The organism is Streptomyces sp. NPDC005402, from assembly GCF_040606575.1.
Classification (GTDB): domain Bacteria; phylum Actinomycetota; class Actinomycetes; order Streptomycetales; family Streptomycetaceae; genus Streptomyces.
The window spans coordinates 81,150-104,043 of record NZ_JBEXFB010000003.1 but is presented as its reverse complement, the minus strand read 5'-3'; the positions used below and the strand labels follow the sequence as shown (position 1 = coordinate 104,043).

Genomic DNA, 22,894 nt, shown 5'->3' with positions numbered 1-22,894 from the left:
AATTCCTCCGACGGGGCATCCCACGAGCCGTGCCCCCGAAGCCGCGTCCGCGGGCACCCGCCGAAAACGCGTTGTCGCACCCCGCCCGACCGCGTTACGGTCGGCGCACTCTGACGCACACGCTCTCTTGAACCATCGCCGCAGAACGGGAGCAGGTCCGCGCACAGCGCGCGGCACCACGGAGGGGCGGCACCGGATCCGGCCGACCGGCGGATCTCGTACGCCCTCCGGAGGACTCTCCCATGAATATCGGCCTCGGCCTCCCCATCGACGACCCCGCCCAGCTGCTCGGCTGGGCCCGGCGCGCGGACGCGAGCCCCTTCAGCACCCTCGGCCTGCTCGACCGTCTCGTCTACGACACCCCCGAACCCCTCGTCACCCTTGCGGCCCTCGCCGGCGCCACCTCCCGCATCCGCGTCCAGACCGAGGTGCTGATCGCGCCCCTCCACAACACCGCCCTGCTCGCCAAGCAGACCGCGACCCTCGACCGTCTCTCGGGCGGCCGCTTCACGCTCGGCATCGGAGTCGGAGGCCGCGAGGACGACTGCCTGGCCGCCGGCACCGACCTGCACCGTCGAGGCCGCCGCCTCGACGAACAGCTGATCCTGCTGCGCCGCGCCTGGTCCGGCGAGCCGTACGCAGACGGTGTCGGCCCCATCGGGCCCGCCCCCACCACTCCCGGCGGCCCCGAGGTCCTGTTCGGCGGGTTCGCCCCCGCCGCCCTCGAACGCGTCGGCCGCTTCGGCGACGGCTTCCTCGGCGCCGCCCTGCCGCCCTCCTTCATGGTCAACCTGTTCCGCGACGTCGAAACGGCCTGGCAGAAGCACGACCGCCCCGGCCGCCCCCGCCTGGTCGCCCAGGCGAACGTCGTTCTCGGTCCGGACAGCACCCTGGACCGGGCCCGCCAGAACCTCCGTGACTACTACGCCTTCAGCGGCCACGTCGCGTACATGGAAGCCGGCCTGCTCACCACACCGCGGCAGATCCGTGAAGCCGCCGACGCCTACGCCGGCATCGGCGCCGACGAGGTGATGCTCTACTGCTGGGCCTCGGACCCCGACCAGATCGACCGCTTGGCCGACGCGCTGTTCTGACGTCCACCGCCGCCACGGCTTCGAGGCCCGGAGACCCGCCGCCCGGCCTCGAAGCCGTCGCTCGCATGGTGGACGCCGCACAGGTGCCCTCCGACGTGCCCGGTAGGCTGGCCGACAGGCCGTGACTGGCGCGCTGGGATGGGACGGACCATCGGGGAGCGGCCTGTGAGTGAACCAAGTGCCGTGCGCCTGGGCCGAACCGTGATCCGTGACCGCTTCAAGCCACGCAACCCGGAGGCCGCCATGTCCGAGCAGCAGCCCCTGTCCACCGAGTCCACGGCCTTCCGCGCCGCCCTCGACGTGATCCGCGCCGTCGAGCCGCGCGTCGCCGACGCCATCGGCCAGGAGGTCCACGACCAGCGCGAGATGCTCAAGCTGATCGCCTCCGAGAACTACGCCTCCCCGGCCACCCTCCTCGCGATGGGCAACTGGTTCAGCGACAAGTACGCCGAGGGCACCGTCGGCCGCCGCTTCTACGCCGGCTGCCGCAACGTCGACACCGTCGAGTCCCTGGCCGCCGAGCACGCCAAGGAGCTCTTCGGCGCCCGCCACGCCTACGTCCAGCCGCACTCCGGCATCGACGCCAACCTCGTCGCCTTCTGGTCCGTCCTCGCCCAGCGCGTCGAGGTCCCCGCCCTGGAGAAGGCCGGGGTCCGTCAGGTCAACGACCTCTCCGACGCCGACTGGGCCGAGCTGCGCCAGGCCTTCGGCAACCAGCGCATGCTGGGCATGTCCCTGGACGCCGGCGGCCACCTCACCCACGGCTTCCGCCCCAACATCTCCGGCAAGATGTTCGACCAGCGCTCCTACGGCACCGACCCAGCCACCGGCCTCGTCGACTATGACGCCCTGCGCGCCTCGGCCCGCGAGTTCAAGCCGCTGATCATCGTCGCCGGCTACTCGGCCTACCCCCGGCTGGTGAACTTCCGGATCATGCGCGAGATCGCCGACGAGGTCGGCGCCACGCTCATGGTCGACATGGCCCACTTCGCCGGTCTCGTCGCCGGCAAGGTCCTCACCGGCGACTTCGACCCGGTCCCGCACGCCCAGATCGTCACCACCACCACCCACAAGTCCCTGCGTGGCCCGCGCGGCGGCATGGTGCTGTGCGACGACTCCCTCAAGGACCAGGTCGACCGTGGCTGCCCGATGGTCCTCGGCGGTCCGCTCCCGCACGTCATGGCCGCCAAGGCCGTCGCCCTCGCCGAGGCCCGCCAGCCCTCCTTCCAGGACTACGCCCAGCGGATCGTCGACAACTCCCGCGCCCTGGCGGAGGGCCTGATGCGCCGCGGCGCCACCCTGGTCACGGGCGGCACCGACAACCACCTCAACCTGATCGACGTCGCCTCCTCCTACGGCCTCACCGGCCGCCAGGCCGAGTCCGCGCTGCTCGAGTCGGGCATCGTCACCAACCGCAACGCCATCCCGGCCGACCCCAACGGCGCCTGGTACACCTCCGGCATCCGTATCGGCACCCCCGCCCTGACCACCCGTGGTCTCGGCACCGCCGAGATGGACGAGGTCGCCGGTCTCATCGACCGCGTCCTGACCACCACGGAGGCCGGCACCACCAAGTCGGGCGCACCGTCCAAGGCCCAGCACATCCTGGACCCGAAGGTCGCGGACGAGATCTCCCACCGGGCCACCGACCTCGTGGCCGGCTTCCCGCTGTACCCGGAGGTCGACCTCGGCTGACACACGTCCTCTTTTGAGTTGTCAAAGACCGGCGACTCCTAGAGATCGATGAGTTCCTGTCGTGGCTCATCCCGCGGCGGCCCGGCTCCTGGCCCGGCCGCCGCGCGGCGTATCAGCCACGTGCCGCCGACTCCCGCCGCGAATCCCGCGACGAGCCCCGGCACCGCCCACCACACGCCAGATCCCGGGCCCGTGGAACCCTTCGAGCTCTCGTCCTGCTCCTCCCCGGCACCGCCCGCAAGGCCCGCCCGGTCCAGCCGGTCGAAAACCGCCCGGGGAGCCCGGTGCCAGCGGATGTCCGCGTCCTCCCGCTCCGGCGCCGGATCCGAGCGCACCCACGGCGTGCCGTCCCCGGCCAGGAACAGCTGGTCCTGTCGCGCCACCGCCACATCACCACCCGGCGCCGAATCCGTCCGAGGCCAGCCGCCGACCCCCGTCAGCCCCCACAGCACGGTGAACCGCACCGCCGGGTACCGCCCCTCCTCCCAGGCGTCCGAGACCCGCTCCGTGCCGGTGTAGGTCGGCTGCAGCAGCTGCCACAGGCGAGTGAAGTACGGCTCGTCGACACGCACGGCCTGCGTCCGGCCGGAGCCGCCGGTGACGACCATCGCCAGGTCGGGTCTGTCCAGGCCCGCCGCCCGCGTCGACGGTGTCGCCGCGTCGGCCGCAGGTGCGGTGAGCACGGTCACCACCGCAGTCAATGGTGCGAGCGCCGCGAGCGCCCTGCGCGGCCCGAGCCGCAGTCCTGCGCGTCTGTTCCGCACTGCCATCCCCCTCGATCGATTCAGCCTCGCTTCCTCAAGCTCGCGCGCACGTCCTTTCGTCACACATCGCGCAGTTCCTGGCGCGGCCCCGGCTCTCCGCGCAGGCGGTCCCACGGCTTCCGCAGCACGAACGGCCGCAGTACCAGTGCCAGTACCGCTCCGGCCGCCAGACCGGGAAGCGCCCACCACCACTCGGTGCCGTCGTCAGCTGTTGAGGACGGGCCCGCAGACGCCTCCGGGACCACTGCTCCCGCCTGACTCTCCGGCTCCTGCGCGGGCGCGGGGAAGGGGAAGATGGCGTGGCTCTCACCGGAGACCTTGCCCATCACGCCCAAGTCCTTCAGCAGGGCGCGCAGTTGAGCGGGGTTCTTCGTGCGGTGCCAATAGCCGTTCACCGTCTCCGGCAGGTTTTCCATGGTGTGTATCCACACCTCGTCCCTGTCGGCGACGGGGAAGACCTGGTCCAGCCGCCACGGCGAGACGTCGTGCGCCATCCAGGTGACGTTGATCTGCCGAGAGGCGAGCAGATTCGCCTCGGGCGGTTCGGTTCGGGTGTCCGCACCCGCAGGGCGGAGCAGCCGGTCCAACTCGCCGTACTCCTCGTCGGAGTAGTACAGCGACGCCGTCTCCTCGCTCTCCGGCGAGACCACCAGCACGCTCGTGGGTCCGCCCGCCCACGCGGACGGCGCACCCCACACCGTCACCACAAGCATGGCCGCCAACGTGCCCCATCCCGCTGCCAGTTCACGACAGCGGCCCCTCCGCCCGCCCGCACTCCGCTTCATGACGACCCCCCAAACAGACGATCCCCGTGCGGCCCGTCCGCGAGCCGCGTGTCACTTCTGGTACACCGCCCGGCCCGGCGGGGTTCCCACCCCGCCCGCACTAATCCGAGGATTTCTCGGCGCCCTCGCTCCCGGGCCCACCGAGGGACTTCGCGATCTCCACAGCCCGCGCCTTGGACGAGACCCCCTCCAGCCGCAGCGTCACATCCGGCCCGGCCGCGACGTCCCGCCGGTGCATCCACAGCAGGGTCGGCCCGGCGGTCCGCCGCTCGCGGGTGTACTGGGAGCCGGCCGCATCCACCAGCCAGAAGCTCAGCAGGTGGGGCCGCGGAAACCAGAGAGCCGTGTCATTGACCGCCCCGAGGTCCGAGGAGTCCCCGCGCAGCGAGAGCCATTCCGGCTGCTCCCGCACGCTCTTGGTGAAGCCGATGTCCAGACGGGCCCGGTACTCGTCCAGCCGGACGGTGCGCCCTCGCTCACGCCAGCACAGGCTCACCAGAGACCGCCCCCGCGGCTCGGCCGTCACCGTCACCACGTCCGGAGCGCCGAGCGCCGTCGGCACCAGCGGCTCGAACCCGGCCCGCCGCCCGGCCTGCGCGAGCGACACCGAGCGCCCGCAGCCGGGTACCTCGGCCCCCGGCGAGGGCACCGCCGCCGGGTCGTACCGCACCTGCACCCCGCCGAAGTCGAACCAGTCCAGGACCGCCGCCCGCACCGGTGGCGTGAGCGCGAGGACCGCCAGCAGCCCGCACAGCGTCGCGGTCAGCGAGCGCCACCGCGCCCGCGTCCACCGCCGCAGCGCCCGCAGCCGCTCACCGGGCCCCGACGCCTGGACCACCGGGACCGGCAGCCGCTCGGTGAGTATCTGCTCCAGCACTCGCTCCACCATCGACTCGGACCCACCCGCGCCCGGCACGTCCAGCGAGCGCCCGAGCGCCCGCAGCTCCTCGGGCAGCCGGGACACACGCTCCCGCGGGCTGTCGCCGGCGCCCTCACCGCCGTGGGACTCACTCACGCTCATCACCCCCTTCCCGAGGCTCGAAATCAGGCAGCAGTCTGCCGAGCTTGCGCAGCGCGCGGTTCAGCCGGGACTTCACCGTCCCCCGGGGCCAGCCCAGGGCCTGGGCCGTCTCGGACTCGTCCATCTCCAGCAGATAGCGGTAGGTGACGACCAGACGGTGTTCCTCGCTCAGCCTCTCCAGCGCGGACTCCAGTGCGGCACGGCGCTCTATCTCCACGGCCGCGACCGCCGGGTCCGCCGACTCCGGTATCTGCGGCTCGGCCCCGGCGAAGGCCGCCTCGCGGCCGGCGAGCGTGCGCTGGCGTGCCGCCGTGCGCACTGTGTTCCTCGTCTCGTTGGCCACGATCGACATGAACCACGGCTTGAACGCCGAGCCCTCCTTGAAGCGGCCCAGCGAGCAGTACGCCTTGACGAAGGCCTGCTGCACCACGTCCTCCGCGTCCGCACCCGCCCCGAGCGCGGCGGCCGCTCGCATCGCCAGGCCCGTATGGGCCCGCACCAGCTCCGCGTACGCCTCCGGGTCTCCGGCGCGTACGCGTGCGATCACCGCGGCCTCATCGACGATGCGGCCCCCCTCCCGCGTCCTCACACGATTGGTACACCGCCCGGACCGAATCGGTTCCCACCCGTGGCGCATCTGTTTCCGACTGGTTCCGGATCGGCCCCCGACACCTGAGAGAATGGTGAGCATGGCCTCTGATCGACCCCGCGTGCTCTCCGGAATCCAGCCCACCGCAGGCTCGTTCCACCTCGGCAACTACCTCGGCGCCGTCCGTCAGTGGGTGGCCCTCCAGGAGTCCCACGACGCGTTCTACATGGTCGTCGACCTGCACGCGATCACGATTCCGCAGGATCCGAAGGAGCTCACGGCCAACACCCGCCTGGCCGCGGCCCAGCTCCTCGCCGCGGGCCTCGACCCGGAGCGCTGCACGCTCTTCGTCCAGAGCCACGTCCCCGAGCACGCCCAGCTCGCCTGGGTCATGAACTGCCTCACCGGCTTCGGCGAGGCCTCCCGCATGACCCAGTTCAAGGACAAGTCCGCCCGGCAGGGCGCCGACAGCGCGAGCGTCGGCCTGTTCACGTACCCGATCCTCCAGGTCGCGGACATCCTGCTCTACCAGGCCAACGAGGTCCCGGTGGGCGAGGACCAGCGTCAGCACGTCGAACTGACCCGCGACCTCGCCACGCGCTTCAACGGTCGCTTCGGCGAGACCTTCACGATCCCGAAGCCGTACATCCTCAAGGAGACGGCGAAGATCTACGACCTCCAGGACCCGTCGATCAAGATGAGCAAGTCGGCGTCCACGCCGAAGGGCCTCATCAACCTCCTCGACGAGCCGAAGGCCACCGCCAAGAAGGTCAAGAGCGCGGTCACGGACACCGACACCGTCATCCGCTACGACGTCCAGAACAAGCCGGGCGTCAGCAACCTGCTCACCATCTACTCGACCCTGACCGGCACCGGCGTCCCGGAGCTGGAGCAGCAGTACGAGGGCAAGCTCTACGGCGCGCTCAAGACGGACCTCGCCGAGGTCGTCGTCGAGTTCGTCACGCCGTTCCGGGAGCGGACCCAGCAGTATCTGGACGACCCGGAGACGCTGGACTCGATCCTGGCCAAGGGCGCGGAGAAGGCCCGCGCGGTCGCCGCGGAGACCCTCTCCCAGACGTACGAGAAGGTGGGCTTCCTGCCCGCCAAGCACTGACCGCCGCCCCAGCCCGTCGGCACCGGCCGCCGGGCACCGGGCGTACCACCGCACACCAGCACCACCGGGCAGAGCGCTGCACATCACTATGCCTGCGCCTGCCCACAGCACAGCCGTGGCCGTACAGTCGATAGCCGGACGGCCGGGAACGAATCCGACAGGACGACAGGGACGAACAGGAGACGACGTGGGGACCGTAACGATCGGTGTGTCGATCGCGGTCCCGGAGCCTCACGGCAGCCTGCTCCAGGAGCGGCGCACGGGCTTCGGCGACGCCGCGGCTCACGGCATCCCCACCCATGTCACCCTGCTGCCGCCCACAGAGGTCGCGGACACCGCGCTGACCGCCATCGAGGCGCACCTCACCGAGGTCGCCGCGGCGGGTCGGCCGTTCCCGATGAAGCTGTCGGGCACCGGCACCTTCCGGCCGCTGTCGCCCGTCGTGTTCGTCCAGGTCGTCCAGGGCGCCGAGGCCTGCACCTGGCTCCAGAAGCAGGTCCGTGACGCATCGGGGCCGGTCGCGCGGGAACTCCAGTTCCCCTACCACCCGCATGTCACCGTGGCCCACGGCATCGACGAGGTGGCCATGGACCGCGCCTTCGAGGAACTCGCCGACTTCGAGGCCGAGTGGCCGTGCACCGGCTTCGCCCTCTACGAGCAGGGCGCCGACGGGGTCTGGCGCAAGCTGCGCGAGTTCGCCTTCGGGGGGTCGGTCGTGCCGCCCCAGGCCGGCCACGTGGAGCGCGGCTCCCTGCCCACAAGCCAGCTGTAACTCCTGGTACAGCCGCTGTAACCGCGGTTCCACCAGCCGTACCCGCAGCTCCACCGGGCCATACGCGCAGCTCCACCGGGCCACACCCGGAGTTACAGCGGCAGCCGCCGGAACACCGCCCGCGGCACATGCCGCAACGCCGACATCACCACCCGCAGCGCTCCCGGCACCCACACCGTCTCCGAGCGGCGCAGCAGACCCAGCTCGATCGCCGTCGCGACGGCCTCCGGAGTGGTCGCGAGGAGCGCTTCCTCGAGACCTGCCGTCATCCTCGACCGTACGAACCCGGGGCGTACGACCATGACGTGGACGCCCGTGCCGTGCAGGGCGTCGCCCAGCCCCTGCGTGAAGACGTCGAGCCCGGCCTTGCTGGAGCCGTAGATGAAGTCGGCCCGGCGGGCGCGCTCGCCGGCGACGGAGGAGAGCACGACGAGCGAGCCGTGCCCCTGGGCCTGCAACGCGCGCGCGGACACCAGGCCGGCCGAGACGGCGCCCGTGTAGTTGGTCTGCGCCACCCGCACCGCGGCGACCGGCTCGCGCTCGTCGTGGGCCTGGTCGCCGAGGATCCCGAAGGCGAGCAGCACCAGGTCGATGTCGCCCTCGGCGAACACCTTGCCGAGCACCGCCTCGTGAGACTCGGAGTCCAGGGCGTCGAAGGCGACGGTGCGGACCTCGGCCCCCAGAGTGCGCAGCTCCGTGGCGGCCGACTCCAGGCCGGGGGAGGGACGCCCCGCCAGCCACACCGTGCGGGTGCGGCGGACGACGAGACGACGGACGGTGGCCAGCGCGATCTCGGACGTACCGCCGAGGACGAGCACGGACTGGGGGATGCCGAAGGCGTCCTTCACTAACAGCTCCTTGGGGGGGATCTTCAGCGGACTCAGCGGACTCAGCGGACTCAGCGGACTCAGCGGACTCAGCGGACTCAGCGGACTCAGTGACTCAGAGGGCTCAGTGACTCAGAGGGCTCAGCGGACTCAGAGGGCTCAGCGGACTCAGTGACGCAGAGGGCTCAGAGGGTGAGGCGGCGCGACAGGTCGGAGGTGAACACCCCGCGCGGATCCAGCTCCGCGCGCAGCGCACGGAAATCGTCGAGGCGCGGGTACATCGCGGCGACCAGCTCCGGCCGCAGGCGTGAGTCCTTCGCCAGGCAGACGCGTCCGCCGGCCGTGACCACCTCCTCGTCCAGCTCGTCGAGGAGGGCGCCGAGGCCCGGGACGGCGGCCGGGATGTCCAGGGCCAGGGTCCAGCCGGGAACCGGGAAGGAGAGCCACCCGGGGTCGGCGTCCCCGAACCGCTTGAGGACGGCGAGAAAGGACGGGCACCGCTGTCCGGAGACCCGCCGCACGATCCGGCGCAGGGCCTCCTCCTGGCCGTGTCCGACGACGAACTGGTACTGCACGAGGCCGCTGCGGCCGGAGATCCGGTTCCAGTGGGGCACGCCGTCCAGCGGGTGGAAGAAGGCGGGGATCTTCTGCAGCCGGCCGGTACGCGCGTGGAGCGCCTTCCGGTACCAGAGCTCGTTGAACAGTCCCACGGTCGTGCGATTGACGAGCCCTTCGGGGAGGAAGGAGGGCGGGGCCGGGAAGCGCGGGGGCCGAAAGGCCAGCGGGTCTCCACACCCGCGCGTGCCCCCGGCGAGCAGGTCCACGGCATCTCTCCGCGCGCGTGTGCCCCCGCGGAGCAGCCCCGCCGCATCTCTACACGCGCGTGTGCCCCCCGCGAGCAGCCCCCGCGTCTCCAGCGCGTCCAGCGGAGCGTGGTCGCCCCGGGTCAGCACCGCCCGACCCGTCGCGGCGCCGCGGGCCAGCAGGTCGATCCAGGCGACCGAATAGCGGTACTCGCGATCTCCGGCCGTCAGGCGGGCCATCAGATCGTCGAGGTCCCGCGCGCGTTCCGTGTCGACGGACATCAGCGAGGTCTCGACCGGCTGGAGCTGGACCGTCGCGGTCAGGATCATCCCGGTCAGACCCATGCCGCCGGTGGTCGCGTCGAACAGGGGCGTGCCGCGGCGCACGGTGCGGATCCCGCCGTCGGCGGTGAGGAGTTCGAAGGACAGCACATGGCGGGAGAAGGAGCCGGACACATGGTGGTTCCTGCCGTGGATGTCCGCGCCGATCGCACCGCCGACGGTGACGTAACGGGTGCCGGGTGTCACCGGCACGAACCAGCCGAGGGGCAGCAGCACCTCCATGAGCCGGTGCAGGGAGACGCCCGCGTCGCACAGCACGGTGCCGCCCTCGGCGTCGATCGCGTGGACGCGGTTCAGGGCGGTCATGTCGAACACCGCGCCCCCGGCGTTCTGCGCCGCGTCGCCGTGGGCCCGCCCCAGGCCCCGGGGAATGCCGCCGCGGGCCCCGCCCCCCCGGACGGCCGCCACGGCCTCCTCGTAGCTCCGCAGGCGGATCGGACGGGCCGCGGTGGGGGCGGTGCGGCCCCATCCCGTGACGGGAACGGTGTCGGCAGACATGCCGGTGACCGTATCGCCGCTATAGCGGCAACTCCCTCGTAAACCTCACTTATCTCCCCAGGATGGGTGATTAGTGGGATGTCGCTCAATAGTGCCGGAGCTCAGGCCGCCGTCCGCGCCGGCCGCGGCACGGCGGGCGAACCCGAGGACGTCGTGCCGCGCGACCGCGCCCTCGTCCTCATCGCCCTGAACCGGCTCGCGATGTACGGCCTGGCGCTGCCGTCGTGCCGCGGTTTTCGGGTACTCACACATCGGTCTTCCACCGGGAGGGCAAGATCCGATCATGGACTGGCTGAAGAAACTCCCCGTCGTCGGGCCGCTCTGGGTGCGCCTGACGGCCACGCACGCGTGGCGGTCGTACGAACGGCTGGACCGGGTGAAGTGGACCCGGCTGGCCGCGGCGATGACGTTCACCAGCTTCGTCGCGCTGTTTCCGACGCTCACCGTGGCCGCCGCGATCGCCGCCGCCACGGTCAGCACGAAGCAGCAGAACGACCTCCAGGACAAGATCGCCGACCAGGTTCCCGGCATCTCCGACCAGCTGAACATCGACGACCTGGTGCAGAACGCCGGCACCGTCGGCCTCATCGCCGCGGCCGTCCTGCTCTTCACCGGCATCGGCTGGGCCGGCTCGATGCGCGAGTGTCTGCGCGCGGTGTGGGAGCTGCCCGACGAGGACGAGAACGCGATCCTGCGCAAGGGCAAGGACCTGGGCATCCTGGTCGGGCTAGGCGGCGCCGTCCTGGTCACGCTCGCCATCTCCACCATCGCCTCCGCGCTGGTCGACTGGATCGGCGGGGAACTCGGCCTCCAGGAGGGCAGCGCGGGCCGGATCCTGCTGCGGATCGCCGCGTTCGTCGTCGCCGTACTCGCGGACTTCCTGCTCCTGCTGTACGTCCTGACCCTGCTGCCCGGGGTCGAGCCGGGGCGTCGCCGGCTCTTCGTGGCCGCGCTGACCGGCGCGGTCGGCTTCGAGCTGCTGAAGCTGCTGCTGAGCGGCTATATGCAGGGCGTGGCGACGAAGAGCATGTACGGCGCGTTCGGCGTCCCCGTCGCCCTGCTGCTGTGGATCAACTTCACGGCGAAACTGGTGCTGTTCTGCGCCGCGTGGACGGCGACGGGGAGCAAGGAGCAGGAGCTCACGGACGAGACGAGCGACGACGTACCAGATCCGGCAGTGGCCAGCGGCGGTTGACGAGGAACGCGGCGCCCGCGAGCAGCACGAGGAGGCCGCCGGCGATCGCGAAGGCGGTCTCCATGCCGCGGGAGCCGCCGTCGGCCGTGGCGGACGCGACGGGCTTCGCCGAAGCACCCGGACCCGCGGACTGCCCGGCGCCGCCGGAACCGCCCCCGGCCTCACCCGAGGTCCCCTGCCGCGCGGCACCCTTCGGCGGCACCAGCTCACCCACCGGCTCCACCTTGCCGGCCGCCTTGAAGCCCCAGTCGAAGAGCTTCGCGGTCTCCTTGTAGACCTCGTTGTGCTCTTCCTTCGACGGGTTCATGACGGTGACGAGCAGCACCCTGCCATTGCGCTCGGCGACACCGGTGAAGGTCGCGCCGGCATTGGTGGTGTTGCCGTTCTTCACACCTGCGATGCCCTGGTACTGCGAGATGTCGTAGTCGCCGCTCAGCAGCCGGTTGGTGTTCTGGATCGCGAAGGGCTTGCGGACGATCTTGCCCTTCTTGTCCTTCTTCGTCTCGCCCGGGAACTCCGCGGTGACCGTCGAGCAGTACTCGCGGAAGTCCTTCTTCTGCAGCCCGGAGCGGGCGAAGAGGGTCAGGTCGTAGGCGGAGGAGACCTGGCCGGGGGCGTCGTAGCCGTCGGGGCTGACCACGTGCGTGTCGAGGGCCTGGAGCTCCTCTGCGTGCTCGTTCATCTCCGTGACGGTCTTGGCGACGCCCTTGTTCATCGCCGACAGGACGTGCACCGCGTCGTTGCCGGAGCGAAGGAAAACGCCGAGCCACAGGTCGTGGACCGTGTACGTCTCGCCCTCCTTTATCCCGACCAGGCTGGAGCCGGCGCCCATGCCCGCGAGGTCGGAGGGGACGACCTTGTGCGTCCCGGTCTTGGGGAACTTCGGCAGCACGGTGTCGGCGAAGAGCATCTTCATGGTGCTCGCCGGGGGCAGCCGCCAGTGCGCGTTGTGCGCGGCCAGTACGTCGCCGGACTCGGCGTCGGTGACGATCCAGGACCGCGCGGTGATGTCCTTCGGCAGCACAGGGACCCCGCTCGCGAGATTGACCTGGGTGCCCGCGAGGCCGAGTCGCGCGCCGCCCACGGTCGACATGTTCGCCGGGGGAGTGGCGCTCGGGGACGCGCTCGGTGTGGGGCTGGGGGCCGCGAGGGCGAGAGGCGCGGTCAGCGCGAGGGACGACAGGGCGGCGGAGGTGACCAGCAGGGATCGCCCGGCGGTCTTCTTCAGGGGAGCGGACACGCTCAGGAACGTACATGCCGCGGACGGTGAAGTCCCGTCGCCCTTCCCACCCCGGCCGCCGGACCGGGCGGCGGCCCGCGATACTGGACCCATGAAGCTCAGCCGCCCCGTCTCCTGGTTCCTGCTCGCCTTCGGGGTGTGGAGCTGGGTCATCTGGATCACTTTCGTCAAGAACCTCGTCAAGGACGCCAGCGGGCTCGCGTTCGACGACGCGGGCGACCCGACGGGGTACTTCTGGGTGCACCTGCTGCTGGCCGTCGTCTCCTTCGTATTGGGGACGGTCGTCGGGCTCATCGGGTTGCGTGGAGTGCGCGCACTGCGCCGGAACTCACAGCCGACCCTCGAGAGTTAGCAGACCGTGGTCATCGTCTTCGCACTGCTCGCCCTGACCGTCCTCGTGACGGCCAACTGGTACCTGTGGCGCCGCCTGTTCCGCGACACCACCGGCGGCCCCGGCCGGGCCCGCCGGGTGGGCGCGGTGCTCATCGGCGGTGGCTGGGTGCTGGCGATCGGTGCCCTGGCCGCGGAGCGCACCGGCGCCCCCTTCTGGCTCCAGCGCGTGCTCGCGTGGCCCGGCTTCCTGTGGCTGGCGCTGTCGATCTACCTGCTGCTCGCGGTCGTGGCCGGAGAGGTCGTACGGCCCCTGCTGCGACGTTTCCTCGAACGCCGGGACCGGCGCGGTGAACCGGCCGCCGCCGTACCGCGTCCGGAGCGGGTGCCCGCGGGAGCGCCGGTGGAGAAGCCGCAGGAGCCGGGGCAGGGCGGGCCGGCGGCCGAGGAGTCACAGGAACCCGGCCCGACCACCCTCGCCGCCGCCCCCTCCCGCCGCCTCTTCGTCTCCCGGGTCGTCGCCGGAGCCGCCGCCGCGGCCGCCGTGGGGACCGTCGGCTACGGCACCTACGGGGTTCTGCGCGGGCCCAAGGTCAAGCGGGTCACCGTGCCGCTCGCGAAGCTCCCGCGCGCGGCGCACGGCTACCGGATCGCGGTGGTCAGCGACATCCATCTGAGCCCGGTGCTGGGCCGCGGTTTCGCCCAGAAGGTCGTCGACACGATCAACTCCACCCGGCCCGACCTGATCGCGGTCGTCGGTGACCTGGTCGACGGCAGCGTGAAGGACCTCGGCCCGGCGGCCGCGCCTCTCGCCCGGCTCGAGGCACGGCACGGCTCGTTCTTCGTCACCGGCAACCACGAGTACTTCTCCGGCGCCGAGCAGTGGGTCGAGGAGGTACGGCGGCTCGGTCTGCGCCCGCTGGAGAACGACCGTACGGAATTGGCGTGGTTCGACCTCGCCGGCGTCAACGACATCGCGGGCGAGAGCGAGGGCCAGGGCCCCGACTTCGCCAAGGCCCTCGGCGACCGGGACACGGCACGCGCGTGCGTGCTCCTCGCCCACCAGCCGGTCCAGATCCACGACGCGGTCGACCACGGCGTCGACCTCCAGCTGTCCGGCCACACCCACGGCGGCCAGCTCTGGCCCGGCAACCTTTTCGCCGAGGCCGCGAACCCGACGGTCGCAGGGCTGGAGCGCTACGGCGACACACAGCTCTACGTCAGCCGCGGCGCCGGCGCCTGGGGCCCGCCCACGCGCGTGGGCGCCCCGTCGGACATCACGGTGATCGAACTGGCGTCGAAGCAGGCCTGAACGGGGACCGGAGGATCTTCGCGGGGAGAGGCTGTGAGAGCCCTGTGAAACATGGCCGAAACTCCTTGCGGTAACGTCTTGCCCAACTCGACAAATCCCTCTTCCCCCAGGTGAAACACCTGTGATTAGGTGATCCGCGCCACTAGGGGGTGGCATGTGCACTGGGACCCACTGGGGTCCGGGGAGGGCAAACCGATGCGGTCGGTTCGCGTGCGGATTCTCGCGACGCTGCTGGTTCTGGGGGCTGTGGGAGTAGGCGGCTGGCAGTTGCTCCCGTCCGAAGGCGGGACGGGCAGGACGATCAAGGTGGGGACGACCGACGAGGTCACCGCACTCGATCCGGCCGGCGCCTACGACGCCGGTTCCTGGGCGCTGTTCAACAACGTTTTCCAGTCACTGCTGGCCTTCGAGCCGGGCAGTGTCACACCCGTGCCCGACGCGGCCGAGAGCTGTGCGTTCGAGGGCGGTGATCTGCGGACGTACCGCTGTGTACTGCGCGAGGGTCTGAAGTTCCCGAGCGGCCGCGAGATGACCGCCAAGGACGTCAAGTACTCCTTCGACCGGGTCAAGAAGATCAACTCCGATGTGGGTCCGGCCTCCCTGCTGGACACCCTGGAGTCGGTCGGTGCCAGTGGCCGGACGGTCACCTTCCGGCTGTCCTCGCCCGACGCCACCTTCCCGTTCAAGGTGGCCACAGGGGCCGGTGCCATCGTCGACAGCACCAAGTACCCCGCCAACTCCCTGCGCACGGACAACGGCGTCGACGGCACCGGGCCGTACGAGCTGAAGGCGTACACGAAGGGGAAGAAAGCGGTCCTCACGCCCAACGGCAACTACAAGGGCGAGATCAAGGGCACCGGCCGCCCGGTCGAACTCGACTACTACGGCGACTCGAACAAGCTGAACAGCGCCTGGAAGTCCAAGCAGCTCGACGTCGCCTACCGCCAGCTGCCGCCGAACGTCCTCGCCGGACTCAACCCGAGCGACCCCGGCCAGCGCGTCTCGGAGGCCGACAGCTCCGAGGTCCGCAACCTCTACCTCAACACCCGCGCGGGCAAGCCGCTGCACGACGTCAAGGTGCGTCAGGCGATGGCCTGGCTGATCAACCGCGAGCAGCTGGCCGCCTCGGTGTACGAGGGGACCGTCGACCCGCTCTACTCGCTGATCCCGACCGGCATCAACGGCCACACCACGTCGTTCTTCGACGCCTACCCGGAGCCGAGCGTCAAGAAGGCACGCGCCCTGCTCACCGAGGCCGGCGTGACCACCCCGGTCAGCTTCACCTACGGCTACGGCCTGAACAGCGGCTCCGCCGCCGCCGAGGCCAAGGCGCTCAAGAAGCAGCTGGAGGCGAGCGGCCTGTTCAAGGTGACGCTCAAGGGTTACGAGTGGACCGACTTCCAGAAGCGCTGGGCGAGCGGGAAGCTCGACGCCTACGCGGTCGGCTGGGTGGCCGACTATCCCGACCCGGACACCTACGGCTCCCCGCTGGTCGGCACCGAGGGCACCATGAACACCGGCTACAGCAGCCACGAGGTCGACCATCTGATCCAGGACAGCCAGCGCTACGCCGACCGCAGCGAGGCCGAGCAGGACTTCCGCGACCTCCAGACGTCGGTCGCCCACGATGTGCCCGTCATCCCGCTGTGGCAGGCCAAGGACTACGTCGTGACCACGGAGGACGTCGGCGGCGGCCAGTACCTCTCGGACGGCACCGGCGTCTTCCGGCTCTGGCGCCTGAGCTGGATCTGATCCCGACGCGATCGCGCCGGAGCGGGCGTGTCGAGGCCCAGCTCCTTCCGGCTGCCCCGGCATCCGGCTTCCGTCGGCCGATGCGGTCCTGCTGGTGTCGGAGCCGGCCACCAAAGCGGTGCGCCACGGGCCGCTTCTGAGCGGGAGTCGGAGGCCGCGGTGACCGCCCTCGCGGACGGTTCCGGCCGACCGAGCGGACGTCCGCGGCGGACCGTGCGCAGAACCGCCGAGCAGGTCCGGGCGGGCGGAGTCACTGCCCCGCACACGCCCGCACCGGCAGGGTGACCGTCACCGCCAGCCCCTCGCCCGGGGCCGTGCGCACCGCCACCTGGCCGCCGTGGGCCCGCACCACGCCCTGCACGATCGCCAGGCCGAGGCCGCTGCCCGCGCCGCCGCCGACCTGGAAGAACCGGTCGAAGACACGGGCCGCGTCGTCCGCGGACAGCCCCGGTCCCTCGTCTGCGATACACAGCCGTACGACCCCGTCCTCGCGCTCCACCCACAGCCGCACCGGCACCTCGGCGGGCGTGTGCGTGCGCACGTTGCCCACCAGGTTGCCCAGGACCTGTCTGAGTCCCGACTCGTCGGCCCGCACCAGCAGGGAGCCCTCGGCCACGACCTCGACGGGCCGGTCGGGCTGCTGCACCCGCAGATCCTCGGCCGCGTCCCGCACCAGCCGGCTCAGGTCGACGTTCCTGAACCGCAGTTCGGGCTGCTGGTCGAGGCGGGCGAGGGTGAGCAGCTCGTCGACGAGCCGCCCCATGCGGTCGGTCTCCGCCAGGACCCGCGCCCAGGCCCGCTTGCGCTCGTCCGGATCGGAGAGCATGCCCTTGTCGTACAACTGGAGGTAGCCGCGTATCGCGGACAGCGGGGTGCGCAGCTCGTGCGAGGCGTCGGCGACGAAGCTGCGCAGCTGGGCCGCGCTGCGCTCGCGCGTGCGGTACGCCGACTCGACCTGATGGAGCATGGAGTTGAGGGCGACCCGCAGCTGCTCGACCTCCAGGGTGGCCTCGCAGCTGGAGGGAATGCGCCGGGTCAGATCGCCCTCCGCGATGGCCGACGACGTCTCCACCATGTCCTCCAGCGGCCGCATCCGGCGCCGGACGCTGAACATCGTCAGACAGGCCAGCAGCGCGAGCAGCAGGCTGCCGATCGCGAGGTCGAGCCGGACGGCCTTGGCGACACCCTGGTTCAGGACGTCGGTGGGCGCGGCGAGCAGCGCGTACGTGCCGTCGCCGAGCCGGGCCGCCGTGGCGCGGTAGGTGGAGCCGTCCAGGGTGACGTCGTGCGGCTCGGAGTCGACGGCGAGCGCGCGCGGGTCGCCCGCCGCCTTCGCCAGCCCCTGCTGGGACTCGGTCGGATCGAAGCCGAGGATCCCGACCGGCACGCCCCGGCGGTCGACCAGCGCGAACACGGTCTCCGTCGAGCGCTCACCGCTCGATTCCTGCTGGGCCGGCATGAGCCGGTCGCGGACGAAGCCCAGCATGCTCAGCGAGTCGATCTCCCGCAGGGTGAGCTGCGAACCGCCCAGGGAGTCGCGGGTCTTGATGAGTTCGCTGTCGATCTGGTCGAGCAGGTAGTACCGCATGCCCATCACGCTCACGGCGGTCGCCGCGACGATGCCGATCGCGAGCAGCGCCACATTGGCCAGCGTCAGCTTGCCGCGCAGGGAGTGGATGCCGTGCCGGCGACGGGACAGGCGCACCCTCATGCGAGCCCGTATCCGACTCCCCGCCGGGTGGTGATCACCGGCGGGCCCAGGGCGTCCAGCTTGCGCCGCAGATAGCTGATGTAGGTCTCGACGACCGTCGACTCGGGCGGGGTGTGCTCGTACTGCCAGACGTGGCGCAGGAGTTGTTCCTTGGGGACGATCCGGCCGCCGTTGCGCACCAGGAAGCGCAGCAGCGCGTACTCGGTGGGGGTGAGCTGGACCGTGCGGCCGTCGCGGTGCACCGAGTACGTCGTCTCGTCCAGCTCCAGGTCGCCGTAGCGCAGGGGCGGGCGCTGCGGCAGGACGTCGGCGGGGCGGGTGCGGCGCAGGACGGCGGTGATCCTGGCGACGACCTCGTCGATGTTGAACGGCTTGGTGATGTAGTCGTCGCCGAAGCCGAGGGCGCCGACGATCTCGGCGGGGGAGTCCCGCGCGGTGAGGAAGACCAGCGCCAGGTCGGGCCGCCGCTCGCGCAGTTCACGGCCGAGGGCGCGGCCGTCGCCGTCGGGCAGCATGACGTCGAGCAGGGCCGCGTCCGGGCGGGTGCGGTCGGTGAGCGCGAGCGCCTCGCGGACGGAGCCGGCGACCATCACCTCGAACCGGTGGTAGCGCAGGGCGATGGCGAGGACGTCGGCGATGCTCTCCTCGTCCTCCACCACCAGCACGGTCCCCGGACTCTTCGTCTCTCCCCCAGTCATGCCCCCAGTATCGGCCGGGCCACTGACAGTCGGACGGGTTCGCCCTTTGGAGTTCCTTGAGAGTCATGGGCGTCTGATGTCCACGCGCGCGTGCCGCCGCCGATCCTGGTGCGAGGACCCGGGGGACCGACCGACGACCGACAGGGGAGTGTGGAGCGTGGCGGTATTGGCACGCTGGTGCTATCGGCACCGGCTGGTGGTCCTGTTGCTGTGGGTGGGGGCGTTGTTCGGGCTGGGCTTCTCGGCCTCGGCGGCGGGCACGAACTACGCGAACGTGTTCTCCCTGCCCGACACGGACTCCAAGAGCGCGTACGACCTCATGGAGAAGGCATTCCCGGACACCTCGGGCGACACCGACACGGTGGTCTGGAAGGTCGACGACGGCTCGGTGCGGGACCAGGCGGTCCAGGACCGTATCCGGCCCGCACTGGAGAAGATCGCGAAGATGCCGGGCGTCGGCGCGGTGACCGGTCCCTATGGCGCCCAGGGGGCCGCGCAGGTCAGCCGGGACGGCACGATCGCGTACGCCCAGGTGACCTTCGTCAAGCGCGCGAACGAGGTGCCCAAGGGACTCGTCGAGGACGTTGTGGACACCGCGCAGGGGGCCGAGCGGGCCGGTCTGCAGGTGGAACTGGGCGGCCAGGCGATCCAGCGCGTGCAGGAACCGCCGCAGGGGCTGTCGGAGACGGTCGGCATCGTCGCGGCGGCGGTCGTGCTGTTCCTGGCGTTCGGCTCGTTCTTCGCGATGATGCTGCCGATCGCGATCGCCGTCTTCGGTGTGGGCATGGGCCTGTTCGCCACCCAGCTGCTCAGCCACACCACCGACGTCCCCGACATCGCCCCGCTGCTCGCCTCCCTGATCGGCCTCGGCGTCGGCATCGACTACGCCCTGTTCATCGTCACCCGCCACCGGCGCGGCATCCTGCGGGGCCTGGACCCCGAGGAGTCGGCGGTCACCGCCCTCAACACCTCGGGCCGGGCGGTGCTGTTCGCGGGCGGCACGGTCTGCATCGCGCTCGCCGGCATGCTGGTGACGCGACTGCGCTTCCTGGACGGCGTGGTCATCGGCACCTCCCTGACCGTGGTGCTGAGCGTCCTGGCCGCCACGACCCTCCTGCCGGCCCTGCTCGGCTTCCTCGGCCCGCGCGTGCTCAGCCGCCGCCAGCGGCGCCGGCTGGCCGCCCAGGGGCCCGAGCCGGAGAACGCCTCCGGTCTCGCCGCCCGCTGGTCGACGGGGGTCCAGAAGCGCCCCCGCAGGACCGCCGCGCTCGCCCTGGTCCTCATGGCCGTCCTGGCTGTTCCGGTGCTGTCGCTCCGCCTCGGTGCCACCGACCAAGGCAACGACGACTCCTCGACGACCACCAGGAAGGCGTACGACCTGCTCGCCGAGGGCTTCGGTCCCGGCTTCAACGGACCGCTCCAGGTGGTCACCGAGGGCGGCGGGACGGGCACCCTGGTCCAGAGCCTCAAAGACGCGTCCGGCGTGGCACAGGTGGCCGCGCTACCGCCCGCGCGGGGTGTGACGGTGATCCAGGTCGTGCCGACGACGTCACCGCAGTCCGCGGAGACGGACCGGCTCATCGACCGGCTGCGTGACGACGTCATCCCCGCGGCCGGGGCACAGGCCCACGTGGGCGGGGTGACGGCCGTCTCGAAGGACTTCGCGTCCGTCACGGGCGACCGCCTCCCGCTGTTCATCGCCACGATCATCGGACTCGGCTTCCTGCTCCTGCTGGTCGCCTTCCGCTCCCTGGTGGTGCCGCTGACGGCCGCCCTGATGAACCTGATCGCCGCGGCGGCGTCCTTCGGCGTCCTGGTCGCGATCTTCCAGTGGGGCTGGGGCCTGGAACTGCTCGGCCTCGGCAAGGAGGGCCCGATCAACGCCTTCCTGCCGGTCATCATGCTGTCCCTGCTCTTCGGGCTCTCGATGGACTACCAGGTGTTCCTGGTGAGCCGTATGCACGAGGAGTGGGTGCACACCCGCGACAACGCGCGCGCGGTACGCGTCGGCCTCGCGGAGACCAGCCGGGTCATCAACTCCGCGGCCCTGATCATGGTCTGCGTCTTCATGGCGTTCGTCCTCAGCGGCGACTCGGGCGCGGCCATGGCGGGCGTCGGACTCGCCGCCGCCGTCGCCCTGGACGCCTTCATCCTGCGCACGGCCCTGGTGCCGGCCGCGATGCACCTGCTCGGCGACTCCAACTGGTGGCTGCCCAAGGGGCTCGAGAAGCGGCTGCCGCACCTGGCGGTGGAGCCGAAGGAGGAGGCGGCGCCTTCGGCCGGGGCCCGTGCGGACGGCGGCCCGGCATCGGCCGTCCACGGCTTCGTCCGTACGGCGGAGGGGGAGCCCATAGCGGGCGCGGCCGTCACGCTCCTGTCGGGCGGGGGCCGTCAGCTGGACCGGGTGGAGTCGCTGGCCGACGGCTCGTACATCGTCTCGGTCCCGGCGCCTGGGAGGTATCTGCTGGCGACCACGGCCCCCTCGTACGGCGCGCGTGCTCGGCACGTCGACGTGGGGGAGCGGCCGCTGGTGTACGACGTCGAACTGGCCGAGGGGGAGGTCGACGCCGTCAACTGACGCGATTACGCCTTCCTGCCGGGGTCCGGCATCACCTTCGTCATCCCCGGCAGGAAGTCCGTGAACAGCTCGTGCACCTCTCGTACGAGCGGTCTGAGCACCCGGAACCGGGCCAGCGACACGCCCCTCGCGGTGAGCCGGGCGCCGCGCTCCGCGAGCCGGTAGCTCCGCTCACGGCCCTCGGTGCGGTCGAAGATCCAGTACAGGACGAGCCCCATCTGGGACAGCCACATCAACTCGGGGAGGATGTCCCGGAGTTCCTCGGGCACCTTGGTCCTCGTCGCGCCCCGCAGCACCTCTCGGTGCACCGCGATCGCCTCCACGCGCGCGTGCTCCGACTCGGGCGAGAAGGGGCTGAGCGGGCTGTCGGGATCGGCGGCGTTCTTGAAGAACTGCACCGCGAACTCGTGATACGGCTGCGCGATGTCCAGCCAGACCTTCAGCACCCCGGCGAGCCGCGCCTCCAGGTCGCTCTCCCGGGCCAGGACCTCCCGGACCGCCACCTGGTGCTCGGCGGCGATCCGGTCGTAGAAGCCCTGGATCAGGTGTTCCTTGCCCGCGAAGTAGTAGTACGCGTTGCCGACGGAGACGCCGGCCTCCTGGGCGATGGCCCGCATGGTGGTCTTGTCGTACCCCCGCTCCTGGAACAGCCGCATGGCCGTCTCCAGGATCAGCGCGCGAGTCTGTTCGGACTTGGTCGTCTGCTCGGACTTGCCGGGGATATCGCCCTCGTCGGGGCCGTCGTTGTTCGCAGGCACGGAAAGAGAGCCTAACCAGTGGCGCAGCCGCCACCGTCGCACCCCGGTGCGGTGTGGACCCAGCCCCGGCCGGCCTCGTACGACCAGCCGTCGGCGCGGTGGTACACCCTGCCGTCCCACCGGCCCTCCTGCCGCCGCGCGCCCCGCCACTTGGCGGCGGCGAGCACCGCGCCCTTCGCGAGCCGCGCCCCGGACGGGGTGCTGAGCCGGTGCGCGAGCGGCCGGTGCTCGCGCAGCGCCCACAGGGTCACGATCCAGGCGGCGGTGTCGCGGTAGACCTGCCCGGCGTCACCGACGACGGTGATCTCCTCCAGGGTGGCGCGGTGATCGAGCCCGGGATATCTCCGCCGGGCCTCCTCCGAGCCGGCCGGCACCATCTCCAGCGGCACCAACTGCGGCTGCCGTACGAGCCAGTCGCGCAGGAAGGCGCACAGTGAGCAGTCGGCGTCGTACAGGACGGTGAGCCGGCGGACCGGGGTGCGGTCCGCCGTGCTGCCGGCGGCCTTCGGGCCTGTCATGCCCGGACCCAGTCCTGCGGCGCGACCGGGGGTACCTGCTCCCGCTCCAGGGCGCCCCGCCTGCGGATCCGGTTGAGGACGTACACATTGGCCAGGTGCATCACGCCGAGGACCAGCAGCACCACGCCCACCTTGGTGGACAGGGCCTCGAAGACTCCGCGCGTGTCCTCGATCGTGCCGTCCCCGCTGAGGTACAGGGCGACGAACCCGAGGTTCACGAGGTAGAAGCCGACCACCAGGAGGTGGTTGACGGCCTCGGCGAGCTTTTCGTTCCCGCGCAGTACGTCGGCGAGGAAGATCCGCCCGTTCCTGCTGAGCGTGCGGGCCACCCAGACGGTCAGGGCGATGCTGACGACGAGGTAGATGACGTAGGCGACGACCGTGCGGTCCATGCGCCTCCCCCTTCTTGAACGCGTTCAAAACGCTGACGGGAAAGACTCTAGACCTGCTTTTGAACGTGTTCAACTCGCTTGTGAAGAGGTCTGCGTCACGTCGGCG

At 71.2% G+C, this 22,894-nt stretch carries 21 protein-coding genes and 1 riboswitch; of the genes, 9 read left to right on the top strand and 12 right to left on the bottom strand.

The annotated features are described in order from the left end of the window. The first annotated feature begins 242 nt into the window (after positions 1-242). The gene (locus ABZT02_RS06350) at positions 243-1,094 is read left to right on the top strand and encodes an LLM class flavin-dependent oxidoreductase (RefSeq protein WP_356014812.1); all 852 of its coding nucleotides are present in this window, start codon (positions 243-245) and stop codon (positions 1,092-1,094) included. Between the two features lie 111 nt (positions 1,095-1,205). Continuing rightward, a riboswitch (ZMP/ZTP riboswitch) is annotated at positions 1,206-1,296 on the top strand. A gap of 41 nt (positions 1,297-1,337) precedes the next feature. Continuing rightward, complete coding sequence (locus ABZT02_RS06345; protein WP_356015530.1) at positions 1,338-2,789, top strand: glycine hydroxymethyltransferase; 1,452 nt, start codon at positions 1,338-1,340, stop codon at positions 2,787-2,789. A 38-nt stretch (positions 2,790-2,827) separates the two neighbouring features. Here ABZT02_RS06345 and ABZT02_RS06340 read toward each other — a convergent pair whose 3' ends face one another. The 4 genes from ABZT02_RS06340 to ABZT02_RS06325 form a co-directional block, all read right to left on the bottom strand. Beyond that, on the bottom strand, positions 2,828-3,472 hold the full coding sequence (locus tag ABZT02_RS06340; RefSeq protein WP_356015529.1) for a hypothetical protein: 645 nt from the start codon (positions 3,470-3,472) through the stop codon (positions 2,828-2,830). Between the two features lie 140 nt (positions 3,473-3,612). Beyond that, entirely contained in the window at positions 3,613-4,266 is a 654-nt protein-coding gene (locus tag ABZT02_RS06335; RefSeq protein WP_356014810.1) for a hypothetical protein, read from the bottom strand. 172 nt (positions 4,267-4,438) lie between these two features. Then, positions 4,439-5,353, bottom strand: a complete 915-nt coding sequence (locus ABZT02_RS06330; protein ID WP_356014808.1) for a hypothetical protein — start codon at positions 5,351-5,353, stop codon at positions 4,439-4,441. Beyond that, positions 5,346-5,906, bottom strand: a complete 561-nt coding sequence (locus tag ABZT02_RS06325) for an RNA polymerase sigma factor (RefSeq protein WP_356014806.1) — start codon at positions 5,904-5,906, stop codon at positions 5,346-5,348. Before ABZT02_RS06325 ends, ABZT02_RS06330 begins: the two co-directional genes overlap by 8 nt. A gap of 142 nt (positions 5,907-6,048) precedes the next feature. On the opposite strand from ABZT02_RS06325, the gene trpS reads away from it, so the two are divergent. Then, positions 6,049-7,062, top strand: coding sequence for a tryptophan--tRNA ligase (gene trpS / locus ABZT02_RS06320; RefSeq protein ID WP_356014805.1), 1,014 nt, complete (start codon positions 6,049-6,051; stop codon positions 7,060-7,062). 187 nt (positions 7,063-7,249) lie between these two features. Further along, entirely contained in the window at positions 7,250-7,834 is a 585-nt protein-coding gene (locus ABZT02_RS06315; RefSeq protein WP_356014803.1) for a 2'-5' RNA ligase family protein, read from the top strand. A gap of 92 nt (positions 7,835-7,926) precedes the next feature. Here ABZT02_RS06315 and ABZT02_RS06310 read toward each other — a convergent pair whose 3' ends face one another. Then, positions 7,927-8,682 (bottom strand): decaprenylphospho-beta-D-erythro-pentofuranosid-2-ulose 2-reductase, encoded by a 756-nt coding sequence (locus tag ABZT02_RS06310; protein ID WP_356014801.1) that lies wholly within the window; start codon positions 8,680-8,682, stop codon positions 7,927-7,929. A 164-nt stretch (positions 8,683-8,846) separates the two neighbouring features. Continuing rightward, positions 8,847-10,304, bottom strand: coding sequence for an FAD-binding oxidoreductase (locus ABZT02_RS06305; protein WP_356014799.1), 1,458 nt, complete (start codon positions 10,302-10,304; stop codon positions 8,847-8,849). Between the two features lie 283 nt (positions 10,305-10,587). Here ABZT02_RS06305 and ABZT02_RS06300 point away from each other — a divergent pair, with 283 nt between their 5' ends. Then, positions 10,588-11,499 carry a YihY/virulence factor BrkB family protein gene (locus ABZT02_RS06300; RefSeq protein ID WP_356014798.1) on the top strand — a complete coding sequence of 304 codons (912 nt, stop codon included), beginning with the start codon at positions 10,588-10,590 and terminating at the stop codon, positions 11,497-11,499. Here the strand turns inward: ABZT02_RS06300 and ABZT02_RS06295 are convergent. After that, the gene (locus ABZT02_RS06295; protein WP_356014796.1) at positions 11,444-12,739 is read right to left on the bottom strand and encodes a D-alanyl-D-alanine carboxypeptidase; all 1,296 of its coding nucleotides are present in this window, start codon (positions 12,737-12,739) and stop codon (positions 11,444-11,446) included. The genes ABZT02_RS06300 and ABZT02_RS06295 overlap by 56 nt on opposite strands. A gap of 91 nt (positions 12,740-12,830) precedes the next feature. Between ABZT02_RS06295 and ABZT02_RS06290 the strand changes: the two genes are divergently transcribed. From ABZT02_RS06290 to ABZT02_RS06280, 3 genes are all read left to right on the top strand, one after another. Beyond that, positions 12,831-13,091: a hypothetical protein gene (locus ABZT02_RS06290; protein ID WP_356014794.1), complete on the top strand. Its 261-nt coding sequence runs from the start codon at positions 12,831-12,833 to the stop codon at positions 13,089-13,091. A 6-nt stretch (positions 13,092-13,097) separates the two neighbouring features. Beyond that, a complete protein-coding gene (locus ABZT02_RS06285; RefSeq protein WP_356014792.1) occupies positions 13,098-14,381 on the top strand; it encodes a metallophosphoesterase in 1,284 nt (427 codons plus the stop codon). Positions 14,382-14,576: 195 nt separating this feature from the next. Further along, a complete protein-coding gene (locus tag ABZT02_RS06280; protein ID WP_356014790.1) occupies positions 14,577-16,133 on the top strand; it encodes an ABC transporter substrate-binding protein in 1,557 nt (518 codons plus the stop codon). 250 nt (positions 16,134-16,383) lie between these two features. On the opposite strand, the gene ABZT02_RS06275 is transcribed toward ABZT02_RS06280, so the two are convergent. Both ABZT02_RS06275 and ABZT02_RS06270 read right to left on the bottom strand, forming a co-directional pair. Then, positions 16,384-17,844: a HAMP domain-containing sensor histidine kinase gene (locus tag ABZT02_RS06275; RefSeq protein WP_356014788.1), complete on the bottom strand. Its 1,461-nt coding sequence runs from the start codon at positions 17,842-17,844 to the stop codon at positions 16,384-16,386. After that, positions 17,841-18,542: a response regulator transcription factor gene (locus tag ABZT02_RS06270; protein WP_007384225.1), complete on the bottom strand. Its 702-nt coding sequence runs from the start codon at positions 18,540-18,542 to the stop codon at positions 17,841-17,843. The genes ABZT02_RS06275 and ABZT02_RS06270 overlap by 4 nt, the downstream gene beginning before the upstream one ends. A 166-nt stretch (positions 18,543-18,708) precedes the next feature. Between ABZT02_RS06270 and ABZT02_RS06265 the strand changes: the two genes are divergently transcribed. Continuing rightward, positions 18,709-21,120: an MMPL family transporter gene (locus ABZT02_RS06265; RefSeq protein WP_356015527.1), complete on the top strand. Its 2,412-nt coding sequence runs from the start codon at positions 18,709-18,711 to the stop codon at positions 21,118-21,120. 5 nt (positions 21,121-21,125) lie between these two features. On the opposite strand, the gene ABZT02_RS06260 is transcribed toward ABZT02_RS06265, so the two are convergent. From ABZT02_RS06260 to ABZT02_RS06250, 3 genes are read right to left on the bottom strand one after another with little or no spacing between them, the layout of a single operon-like run. After that, on the bottom strand, positions 21,126-21,878 hold the full coding sequence (locus ABZT02_RS06260) for a TetR family transcriptional regulator (protein ID WP_356014786.1): 753 nt from the start codon (positions 21,876-21,878) through the stop codon (positions 21,126-21,128). An 11-nt stretch (positions 21,879-21,889) separates the two neighbouring features. After that, positions 21,890-22,396 carry a DCC1-like thiol-disulfide oxidoreductase family protein gene (locus tag ABZT02_RS06255; RefSeq protein ID WP_356014784.1) on the bottom strand — a complete coding sequence of 169 codons (507 nt, stop codon included), beginning with the start codon at positions 22,394-22,396 and terminating at the stop codon, positions 21,890-21,892. Further along, on the bottom strand, positions 22,393-22,788 hold the full coding sequence (locus ABZT02_RS06250) for a hypothetical protein (RefSeq protein ID WP_356014782.1): 396 nt from the start codon (positions 22,786-22,788) through the stop codon (positions 22,393-22,395). Before ABZT02_RS06250 ends, ABZT02_RS06255 begins: the two co-directional genes overlap by 4 nt. Positions 22,789-22,894 lie beyond the last annotated feature (106 nt).